Source organism: Curvibacter sp. Hmag1.1, from assembly GCF_059769165.1.
Genome location: NZ_JBMBGX010000002.1, coordinates 1,256,804 through 1,267,500 on the forward strand (window position 1 = coordinate 1,256,804; position 10,697 = coordinate 1,267,500).

Annotated in this window: 7 protein-coding genes and 2 rRNA genes (1 of these 9 cut by a window edge); 1 reads left to right on the forward strand and 8 read right to left on the reverse strand. The window is 55.9% G+C overall.

Features of this window, described 5'->3' with window-relative positions:
• Positions 1–49: 49 nt before the first annotated feature.
• The 6 genes from gmhB to ACOAP0_RS06525 form a co-directional block, all read right to left on the reverse strand.
• Complete coding sequence (gene gmhB / locus ACOAP0_RS06500) at positions 50–598, reverse strand: D-glycero-beta-D-manno-heptose 1,7-bisphosphate 7-phosphatase (RefSeq protein WP_087495184.1); 549 nt, start codon at positions 596–598, stop codon at positions 50–52.
• Positions 599–612: 14 nt separating this feature from the next.
• Entirely contained in the window at positions 613–2,733 is a 2,121-nt protein-coding gene (gene glyS, locus ACOAP0_RS06505; RefSeq protein ID WP_498375090.1) for a glycine--tRNA ligase subunit beta, read from the reverse strand.
• 20 nt (positions 2,734–2,753) lie between these two features.
• Positions 2,754–3,659: a glycine--tRNA ligase subunit alpha gene (gene glyQ / locus ACOAP0_RS06510; RefSeq protein ID WP_087495186.1), complete on the reverse strand. Its 906-nt coding sequence runs from the start codon at positions 3,657–3,659 to the stop codon at positions 2,754–2,756.
• Between the two features lie 117 nt (positions 3,660–3,776).
• The gene (lnt, locus tag ACOAP0_RS06515; RefSeq protein WP_498375089.1) at positions 3,777–5,303 is read right to left on the reverse strand and encodes an apolipoprotein N-acyltransferase; all 1,527 of its coding nucleotides are present in this window, start codon (positions 5,301–5,303) and stop codon (positions 3,777–3,779) included.
• Between the two features lie 35 nt (positions 5,304–5,338).
• Positions 5,339–6,214 (reverse strand): CorC family transporter, encoded by an 876-nt coding sequence (locus tag ACOAP0_RS06520; protein ID WP_498375088.1) that lies wholly within the window; start codon positions 6,212–6,214, stop codon positions 5,339–5,341.
• 85 nt (positions 6,215–6,299) lie between these two features.
• Positions 6,300–6,875 (reverse strand): GNAT family N-acetyltransferase, encoded by a 576-nt coding sequence (locus tag ACOAP0_RS06525; RefSeq protein WP_498375087.1) that lies wholly within the window; start codon positions 6,873–6,875, stop codon positions 6,300–6,302.
• Positions 6,876–7,095: 220 nt separating this feature from the next.
• Between ACOAP0_RS06525 and ACOAP0_RS06530 the strand changes: the two genes are divergently transcribed.
• The gene (locus tag ACOAP0_RS06530) at positions 7,096–7,803 is read left to right on the forward strand and encodes an FFLEELY motif protein (protein WP_498375086.1); all 708 of its coding nucleotides are present in this window, start codon (positions 7,096–7,098) and stop codon (positions 7,801–7,803) included.
• A gap of 70 nt (positions 7,804–7,873) precedes the next feature.
• Here ACOAP0_RS06530 and rrf read toward each other — a convergent pair.
• Both rrf and ACOAP0_RS06540 read right to left on the reverse strand, forming a co-directional pair.
• Positions 7,874–7,986: ribosomal RNA gene (rrf, locus tag ACOAP0_RS06535) — 5S ribosomal RNA — on the reverse strand.
• Between the two features lie 153 nt (positions 7,987–8,139).
• Positions 8,140–10,697: ribosomal RNA gene (locus ACOAP0_RS06540) — 23S ribosomal RNA — on the reverse strand (it continues 318 nt past the right edge of the window).

Below are 10,697 nucleotides of genomic sequence, written 5' to 3' on the forward strand. Positions count from 1 at the left end.
CAGTTGGGACGCTTTTGGGTGGGGACTGCAGTGTAGGGAGGCATGCCGCTCATGGCCGGGCTACCAGGTAATCGGCAAATGCCATCAGGTCGTCATGGACGACCGTACCGGGCGGGTAGTTGTCCGGCAAGGGCCTGCCGCGCAGGGATGCCGCTTTGCCGGTAAGCACAAGATGCGGCTCGCAACCTACCGCAGCGCCGGCAATCAGGTCCCTCGGCGAGTCCCCGGTGCAGGGCATGCCCTTCAGGTCGATGCCAAAGCGCTCGCCAATCTGCTCGAACAAGCCCGGTTCGGGCTTGCGGCAGCGGCATTGGTCATCCGGCGCATGGGGGCAGTAAAAAATGGCATCGACCTTGCCGCCGACTGCGGCGAGCATGGAGTGCATCTTGGCGTGCATGGCGTTGAGGGACACCACGTCGAACAGGCCTCGCCCCAAGCCGCTCTGGTTGGTCGCCACCACCACGTGCCATCCGGCATGGTTGAGCTTGGCAATGGCTTCCAGCGCGCCGGGCAAGGGGCGCCATTCGTTAGGAGACTTCACGAACTCCGCACTGTCTTCGTTGATGGTGCCGTCGCGGTCGAGAATGCAGAGTTTCATGGGAAGGCTTCAGGTCAAGCTGCCAATTTGGACAAATCAGCCACGCGGTTCATGGCGACATGCAGGCTTTTGAGCAAGCCCAAACGGTTCAGGCGCAGGTCCATCTGTTCGGCGTTGACCATCACATCTTCAAAGAAGGCGTCCACCGGCGCGCGCAGGGCGGCCAGCGATTGCAGCGAAGCGGTGTAGTCACCCGCCTGCCATTGACCTTGCGCTTGAGGCAAGACAGTTTGCATGGCAGCGAAAAGAGCTTTTTCTGCGGCCTCTTGCAACAGCACTTCGCTCACATGCGCATCCACATCGTCGGTCTTCTTGAGGATGTTGCTGATGCGCTTGTTCGCGGCTGCCAGGGCGGGACTTTCCGGCAAGGCGGCGAAGGCGCGCACTGCGACGAGGCGCTTGGCCACATCACCCAAGCGCTGCGGGCGCAGGGCCAGCACGGCGTCGACCTCTTGAGCGCTGTAACCCTTCTCGCGCAGGGAGCCGGCGAAGCGGTCAAACATGAAATCGACCAGCGCAACGGACGCATCCGTGATCAAGCTGCCGAATGCGGGTACCGCGCTTTGGACCAGCGCAGACACATCCAGCGGCAGGTCTTTCTCGACCAGCATGCGGATCACGCCCAGCGCGTGACGGCGCAGGGCAAACGGGTCTTTGTCGCCGGTAGGCAAATTGCCGATGCCGAACATGCCGACCAGGGTTTCCAACTTGTCAGCCAGCGCTACCACCAGACCGGCGGTATTGCGAGGCAAAGCGTCGCCGGCAAAGCGGGGCTTGTAGTGGTCCTCAATGGCATGGGCTACGGTTTCGCCCAAGCCGTCGTTCAGGGCGTAGTAGCCGCCCATGATGCCTTGCAATTCAGGAAACTCGCCGACCATGTCGGTGACCAGATCGGTCTTGGCCAACTGGGCCGCTTGATCGGCCTGCACCACCAGCGTTGCGTCGCCAATTTGGGATGCAATGGCTTTGGCAATGGCTCGCACGCGCTCCACGCGCTCGCCCTGGGTACCCAGCTTGTTGTGGTACACGACCTTGCCCAGACCTTCCACGCGGGAAGCAAGAGTCTTTTTTCGGTCCTGGTCGAAGAAGAACTTGGCATCGGCCAAACGGGGGCGCACCACGCGTTCATTGCCGCCGATGACGAAACTGGCATCGTCGGGCTTGATGTTGGACACCACCAAAAACTTGTTGGTGAGCTTGCCGGCAGCGTCGAGCAACGGGAAGTACTTCTGGTTGGCCTTCATGGTGAGAATCAGGCATTCCTGCGGCACTTCGAGGAACTGGGCTTCGAACTCACAAATCAGCACGTTCGGGCGCTCGACCAGTGCGGTTACTTCGTCCAGCAGGGCGTCATCTTCAATGGGTTTGCATCCACCGCCCACCTGGGCTGCTGCAGCATCCAGCTGGCGAACGATTTCTGCGCGGCGTTCCGCAAAGCTGGCGATCACGGCGCCGTCTTTGGCCAGCGTAGCCGCATAAGCATCGGCATCCGCAATCACGACGGGAGACACTGCCGCCTCAAAGCGGTGGCCTTCAGTGCGGTTGCCGGATTGCAGGCCCAGCGCTTGCACCGGCACCACGTCGCTGCCGTGCAATGCCACCAGGCCGTGCGCAGGGCGCACGAAGCTCACGCTAGTCCAGCCGGGCAGTTCACAACCGCTTTGCAGCTGGTAGCTCATGACCTTGGGGATGGGCAGCTTGGCGATGGTCTCCAGCAAGGCCTTCTGCAGGCCATCCACCAGAGTGGCACCCTTGACCATGCTGTCATAGAACAAAGCTTCAGCCTTGCCATCCTTGGCGCGTTTGAGAGCTGGCACGGCGCTGGCATCCGCGCCCAGGGCTTGCAGCTTTTTCAGCAAGGCGGGGGTGGCGTTACCGGATGCGTCCAGGCCCACAGCCACGGGCATCAGCTTTTGCGAGACCGCTTTGTCTGCAGCTTGGGGGGCGACCGCAGCCACGTGCACAGCCAAACGACGGGGCGATGCGAAGTGCGTCACGGCCGCATCTGCTGCCACCAGGCCCTGGGCCTTGAGGGAGTCCGCCAGCACCGTGGCAAACGCTTCGCCCAACTTTTTCAATGCCTTGGGGGGCAGCTCTTCTACAAACAGTTCTACCAGAAGGTTTTTTGTTGTCATGTCTTTGTTTCTCCGTGCGCTTACGCGGCCTTCTTGGGCATCTGTTCAATCCACTCGCGCGGCGCCATGGGGAAGCCCAATCGCTCCCGGCTCTCGTAGTAGGCCTGCGCCACACTGCGCGCCAGATTACGGATGCGGCCGATGTAGGCAGCACGCTCAGTCACGCTGATGGCACCCCGGGCGTCCAGCAGGTTGAAGCTATGGGCGCATTTCAGTACTTGCTCGTAGGCGGGCAGTGCGAGCTGCTGCTCCATCAGGTATTTGGCCTGCTTCTCGTGCGCGTTGAAGGCGGTGAACAGGAAGTCAGCGTCGCTGTGCTCGAAGTTGTAGGTGGACTGCTCGACTTCGTTCTGGTGATACACGTCACCGTACTTCATGGTTTCTGTCCACTGCAGGTTGTAGACGTTGTCCACGCCTTGCAAGTACATGGCCAAGCGCTCAAGGCCGTAGGTAATCTCGCCAGTGGCGGGTTTGCAGTCGATGCCGCCAACCTGCTGGAAGTAGGTGAACTGGGTGACTTCCATGCCGTTGAGCCAGACTTCCCAGCCCAGGCCCCATGCGCCCAGCGTGGGGTTTTCCCAGTCGTCTTCCACAAAGCGGATGTCGTTTTTCTTGAGATCGAAGCCCAGTGCCTCCAAGGAGCCGAGGTACAGCTCGAGGATGTTGGCGGGTGCGGGCTTGAGCACCACCTGGTATTGGTAGTAGTGCTGCAGGCGGTTGGGGTTCTCGCCATAGCGGCCATCCTTGGGACGGCGGCTGGGCTGAACATACGCGGCCTTCCAAGGCTCCGGGCCGATGGCGCGCAAAAAGGTAGCTGTGTGCGAAGTGCCTGCACCCACTTCCATGTCATAAGGCTGCAGGAGCGCACAACCCTGGCGGTCCCAGTAGTCCTGGAGGCGAAGAATGATTTGCTGAAAAGTAAGCATGGTGTGAGTGCAATCTCCGGCCGTGGCCGGTGCAGGGCAAGCTGCGTTCAAGTAAACCTCGCATTTTACGGGGGTGGACGTGGTTCTGCCGCCACGCACCGCCGCTTGCGGCCAGCTTTAGCGCGGCTTGCGTTTGTTGAGGGCGACAGCCACGATCACCAAGGACACGATCCAGAGTGGCCAGAGCCCGAAACGTGAGGCCCACCACGCAAACGGCGTCAAACCGGTGCGGCCTTGCACCTGCCCATGGAGCACACCGCGGGTCAATGGGGGCAGCATGTCAATCACTTTGCCCTCATGTGACAGGAATGCAGTGGCGCCTGTATTGGTGGCACGCACAAAGGGGCGCTGAAATTCCAAGGCTCGCACCCGGGAGATGGTGAGATGCTGCTGCAGAGCGACCGTGTTGTTGAACCAACCGAGGTTGCTCACGTTCGCAAAGATGGTGGGGGACGTGGAGGTGTCCGTAAACCGTGTGGCGAGCTCTTCACCGTAGAGGTCTTCGTAGCAGATGTTTGGTGCGACGCGTTCACCGCGTACAGGCAATGAAGCCTGCCCCAAGGGCCCACGGTTGAAATCGCCCAGCGGAATATTCATGAGCTGGGTGAACCACTTGAACAGTGGCGGGATGAACTCTCCAAAAGGCACCAAGTGATGCTTATCGTATTGCCACACCCTTTGCTCACTTGGCGTCAAGCCGATGACCGAGTTGGTGTATCCGGTTTTGAAACTGCCCAAAGGGATGCCGATGAGCGCTGACTGGGTGCCCTGCATGAATCGGGTGGTCAACGCATCCCAATAGCCATCTGGCAATTGCTGTGGCAGCAAGGGAATTGCGGTTTCAGGCGCGATGACCAGATCGCTTGTGCTTTGGTTCAGCGCATTGCGATACCACTGCAAGGCCAGTGGCACGCCACTCCCGGTTTCAAACTTCTCATCCTGCGGAATATTGCCTTGCAGAAGGGTCACTTGCAGAGTGTTGGTGGCCTCAGTGAACGCATTCCAGCCAGCGGGCAATACGGAGGGGATGCATAGCAATGCGCTGATCGCGACGGCAGGCCCCCACCGGCGATGAGTCCAAGCTATGGCCAAGACTGCGGCCCACAAGGCCGCCAAACCTGATACGCCGTAGCTCCCTATCCAAGGCAAGTACGCGGCAAGTGGCCCATCCACATGGGCATAACCTATAGCGCCCCAGCCGAAGCCCGTGAGCCATGTTCCGCGTGCCATTTCGGCCATCAACCAGAGTGCGGCAAATGCGCCTATGGCCAAAGTGTTATGTACCGGGAACCACTTGCGCCACAGCCATATTGCTATTGCGTAGTAGGCTCCCAAAGCCGCTGCCAATGCGATGACGGCAATGACGGCCAGCAGTGCCGGCAAGCCACCGTAAGTGTGCATGGCAACAAACAGCCACCAGAAGGTGGTGGATAACCACGTGGTAGCGAATGCCCATGTATATCGCGCTGCACTGGCGGGTGTATTTAGTCTGGCAACTGCCACCACAAATGCCGCCATGGAGACCGTCTGCAACCACCAGATGGTTTGGCCTTGCAGTACTCCAGCATCAAATGGCCAACCCGCGCCGATAGATTGTGCGGCAGCAGCTATAAAAACAAAAGCAATGATAGGCAACGACGCCACTTCATTGCGTCGCGCTCCTGCCGACTTGCGGTCCATCAGCCAGGTAGTGCGTTATCGGGGGTGTACGACACCTTGAACCACTTCACGGCACCTCCTTTGGTGTGGAGCACCAGGAAGTCGAGCCCACACAAGCTGTGACGTTCACCCCGCTTTGGGACATGGCCCATCTCATGGGCAATGAGGCCTCCGATGGTGTCAAAAGTGTCATCAGGATCAGAAGCCTCCATGGTGACCGTAAAGGCTTCATTGATTCGCTCAAGCGGTGTGTCGCCGCTCACCCGATAAGTCTTATCCGCTAGGGCAAAAATGTCGCCTTCGTCTTCTGCGATATCGAATTCGTCTTCGATTTCGCCCACTATCTGTTCCAAGACGTCTTCAATGGTGATCAAGCCAGCTACCCGGCCGAATTCATCGATCACGATCGCCAAGTGGTTGCGATTGCCCCTGAAGTCGCGCAACAAGTCATTCAAGCCCTTTGACTCTGGCACAAATACAGCGGGCCGCAGCAAGGCCCTGATGTTGAGCTCTGGGGCACGCTGAAGTTTCAGCAAGTCCTTGGCCATCAGGATGCCAATGATGTTTTCTCGCTCGCCATCGAACACGGGAAATCTGGAGTGCGCCGTGTCAATCACGGCATGCATCAAAACGTCCGGAGCGGACTGGATATCCAGCAAGTCCATGCGTGTCGCAGGTACCATCACATCACCAGCGGTCATGTCCGCCATCCGGATCACGCCTTCGAGCATCACCCGTGATTCCGCACCGATGATGTTGTTGTCCTCAGCCTCGGCGAGTGTTTCGATCAACTCTGCGGTGGAATCGGGGCCAGGATGGATGAACTCAGCGAGCTTCTGGAGAAATGTGCGCTTGTCTTCTTTTTCAAAGTTTCGCGCAGGATGCGGGTCTGACACTAGAGGTGTGCCCTTGAGGGCGGTGATTTCGAAGCCCCTAGGATAGCGGATTTGTATTTCACTCAGTTATTGCAATGAGACCTGACTACGGTGAGCACGCTTTCGTTGCGGAGGTAGCGCTTTTTCGTAAAGACTGAAACCCTGCGATGAGGCCACAAAAAATTCTTGTGTGCGCCTTGGCGCCATATTGCAAATTGGCCCAGCTCTCCTCAAGGAGTTCACTGAGACGGGACTCCAAGTCTGGGCGTGGCAGCTTGAGATAGGCTTCTGATTCCGGGCCATACCGGTGAACCGTAGCCCCACGTTTACGAGCAATGGCCAACATTGTCGCGTTTTCAGCCAGCGCCTGGATTTGCAGAACATCCACGCCTTCATTGCGGGCATGTAAAGCCGCTCGTTCATAGAGTCGGCCACCAATCCCTTGCCCACGTGCTGATGGACTAACTGAAACCCCAAAATCTCCGACGCTCGACCCATCAGCGTCCATGTAGGTTGCCAAATGCGCCATCCCAACGATCTCAAGACGGTTATTGAACACGCCGAACACGGCATCGTTGACAAAATCCAGTCGCTCAACGTAATTCGCAATCTGCTGGTCACTGGCGGTATAGCCGAACCGGAGATACCTGTCTTGTGGACCCAACGCTATCAGGTGACGCATCAAACGCGCCCGGTGATTGGGGCCTAAAGTTCTTATGTTGAGAAATTGCGCCACACTCGCTGGACCTCGCACCGTTTGTATCGACGGTGAGCCTTGGAGGGCGGTCTTATTTGCACACATGGCGGAACTATAAGGGTTTCCCCTAGTTTCGTTTTGCATGGGGCCTCTAATCGCTAAGAGCACTACCAAATGTGCACACAGTTTTCCTACACTTCGGCTGATGAATTCACCACGAGGGAAACAACAGATTAGAGAAGCATTGGCGCAAGTAGAGGTACTTAGGCTGCAAAGTCGCAGTTCGCCCGCTGTTTTGCGCGCATTGAGTTTGGTGAAAGCGTATCAATGCCGCAGATTCGAGGCAACGTATCAAGATTTGCTAGCTTCAGACACTTATGGTCCAGCTTGTCGCTTCTTCCTAGACGAGCTTTATAGTCCAAAAGATTTCAGCCAACGAGATGCCGAATTCTCAAAGATCGCAGGTGCAGTGGAGCGTCTCTTCCCAAGGTCTATCGTTGATATCGCAGTGGCTCTGGCAGACCTCCATGCAATTACGGAAGAATTGGACGCCGCAATGGCTGCTTCAATTTCAAGCAACTTGGATTGCGCTCTTGTGGACAGTCGCCTTGACGATAGTCTGTATCAACAAACGTGGCGAGATGTCGGACGGACTAGAGATCGGAAGTCCCAGTTAGAGCGTGTCATTCAACTGGGGAGCAAATTAGGCAAAGTAACCAGATTACCCGGGATAAAGCTAACGCTACGCGCAATGCGCCGCCCTGCGGCGGCTGCAAATCTTTCCACATTGCAACAGTTTCTCGAAGAAGGTTTTGAAACCTTTGCAAATATGGCTCGAGAACAATACGCCCTAGAGAACTTCCTGGAAATCATCAAAAAACGCGAAAGCGAGTGGATGAACCAGCTGAATTAGGGTCCGGCTTTGGAAAGCGAAGACGAAAAAAAACCCTACCGGATCCGGTAGGGTTTTTTCGACTGTAATAGCCTGACGATGTCCTACTTTCACACGGGGATCCGCACTATCATCGGCGCTGACTCGTTTCACTGTCCTGTTCGGGATGGGAAGGAGTGGTACCAAGTCGCTATGGTCGTCAGGCATAACTTGTTGTCACCCAGACTCAAGGTCTGGGCAACCAATTTATAGAGCTAATCAGCTTGTCTTTTACGACGCCATCTCGCTGTGAGATGGTCATTTGAATGCGTCAACTTGGCATAACTTCCTTGAAGCACTTGCGTGCATCAAAGTTATAGGGTCAAGCCGCACGAGCAATTAGTATCGGTTAGCTTAACGCATTACTGCGCTTCCACACCCGACCTATCAACGTCCTGGTCTTGAACGACTCTTCAGGGGGCTCAAGGCCCCGGCAGATCTCATCTTGAAACGAGTTTCCCGCTTAGATGCTTTCAGCGGTTATCTCTTCCACACTTAGCTACTCGGCAATGCCACTGGCGTGACAACCGATACACCAGAGGTGTGTCCACTCCGGTCCTCTCGTACTAGGAGCAGGCTTCCTCAAATCTGCAGCGCCCACGGAAGATAGGGACCAAACTGTCTCACGACGTTTTAAACCCAGCTCACGTACCTCTTTAAATGGCGAACAGCCATACCCTTGGGACCGGCTACAGCCCCAGGATGAGATGAGCCGACATCGAGGTGCCAAACACCGCCGTCGATATGAACTCTTGGGCGGTATCAGCCTGTTATCCCCAGAGTACCTTTTATCCGTTGAGCGATGGCCCTTCCATACAGAACCACCGGATCACTATGTCCTGCTTTCGCATCTGCTCGACTTGTCAGTCTCGCAGTTAAGCACGCTTATGCCATTGCACTATCATCACGATGTCCGACCGTAACTAGCGTACCTTCGAACTCCTCCGTTACGCTTTGGGAGGAGACCGCCCCAGTCAAACTGCCTACCATGCACTGTCCCCGATCCAGATAATGGACCTAGGTTAGAACCTCAAACACACCAGGGTGGTATTTCAACGTTGGCTCCATAAGATCTAGCGACCCTACTTCAAAGCCTCCCACCTATCCTACACAGATCTGTTCAAAGTCCAATACAAAGCTACAGTAAAGGTTCATGGGGTCTTTCCGTCTTTCCGCGGGGAGATTGCATCATCACAAACATTTCAACTTCGCTGAGTCTCGGGAGGAGACAGTGTGGCCATCGTTACGCCATTCGTGCAGGTCGGAACTTACCCGACAAGGAATTTCGCTACCTTAGGACCGTTATAGTTACGGCCGCCGTTTACTGGGACTTCAATCAAGAGCTTGCACCCCATCATTTAATCTTCCAGCACCGGGCAGGCGTCACACCCTATACGTCCACTTTCGTGTTTGCAGAGTGCTGTGTTTTTAATAAACAGTCGCAGCCACCGATTTTTTGCAACCTCATTGGGCTCCATCCGCGAGGGACTTCACCTACTAAAGGCACACCTTCTTCCGAAGTTACGGTGTCAATTTGCCGAGTTCCTTCTCCCGAGTTCTCTCAAGCGCCTTAGAATACTCATCTCGCGCACCAGTGTCGGTTTGCGGTACGGTCGTGTGTAGCTGAAGCTTAGTGGCTTTTCCTGGAAGCAGGGTATCACTCACTTCGAGTGCAAGCACTCTCGTTATCACTCCTCATCTAAGCCCGGCGGATTTGCCTACCAGGCACGACTACAAGCTTGAACCAACATGTCCAACAGTTGGCTGAGTTAACCTTCTCCGTCCCCACATCGCACTACACATCGGTACAGGAATATTGACCTGTTTCCCATCAGCTACGCATCTCTGCCTCGCCTTAGGGGCCGACTCACTCTACGCCGATGAACGTTGCGTAGAAAACCTTGCGCTTACGGCGAGGGGGCTTTTCACCCCCTTTAACGCTACTCATGTCAGCATTCGCACTTCTGATACCTCCAGCACGCTTTACAACGCACCTTCACAGGCTTACAGAACGCTCTCCTACCACTTGCAATAAATTGCAAATCCGCAGCTTCGGTAACTGGCTTAGCCCCGTTACATCTTCCGCGCAGGACGACTCGATCAGTGAGCTATTACGCTTTCTTTAAATGATGGCTGCTTCTAAGCCAACATCCTGACTGTTTTAGCCTTCCCACTTCGTTTCCCACTTAGCCAATTTTAGGGACCTTAGCTGGCGGTCTGGGTTGTTTCCCTCTTGAGTCCGGACGTTAGCACCCGGTGCTCTGTCTCCCAAGCTGTACTCTGCGGTATTCGGAGTTTGCATTGGTTTGGTAAGTCGCCATGACCCCCTAGCCAAAACAGTGCTCTACCCCCGCAGGTAATACTTGAGGCACTACCTAAATAGTTTTCGGAGAGAACCAGCTATTTCCAAGTTTGTTTAGCCTTTCACCCCTATCCACAGCTCATCCGCTAGTTTTGCAACACTAGTCGGTTCGGACCTCCAGTACCTGTTACGGCACCTTCATCCTGGCCATGGATAGATCACTTGGTTTCGGGTCTACACCCAGCGACTAGACGCCCTATTCGGACTCGATTTCTCTACGGCTTCCCTATTCGGTTAACCTTGCCACTGAATGTAAGTCGCTGACCCATTATACAAAAGGTACGCAGTCACCCTTGCGGGCTCCTACTTTTTGTAAGCATGCGGTTTCAGGATCTATTTCACTCCCCTCCCGGGGTTCTTTTCGCCTTTCCCTCACGGTACTAGTTCACTATCGGTCAATGATGAGTATTTAGCCTTGGAGGATGGTCCCCCCATATTCAGACAGGATTTCTCGTGTCCCGCCCTACTTTTCGCAAGCTCAGTACCACACAGGTCATTTCACGTACGGGGCTAT

Bases quoted from the DNA above. Each gene is read 5' to 3' on its own strand.
- glyS (WP_498375090.1), bottom strand. From the start codon at position 2,733: ATGACAACAAAAAACCTTCTGGTAGAACTGTTTGTAGAAGAGCTGCCC.
- glyQ (WP_087495186.1), bottom strand. From the start codon at position 3,659: ATGCTTACTTTTCAGCAAATCATTCTTCGCCTCCAGGACTACTGGGAC.
- gmhB (WP_087495184.1), bottom strand. From the start codon at position 598: ATGAAACTCTGCATTCTCGACCGCGACGGCACCATCAACGAAGACAGT.
- ACOAP0_RS06525 (WP_498375087.1), bottom strand. From the start codon at position 6,875: ATGCGTCACCTGATAGCGTTGGGTCCACAAGACAGGTATCTCCGGTTC.
- ACOAP0_RS06530 (WP_498375086.1), top strand. From the start codon at position 7,096: ATGAATTCACCACGAGGGAAACAACAGATTAGAGAAGCATTGGCGCAA.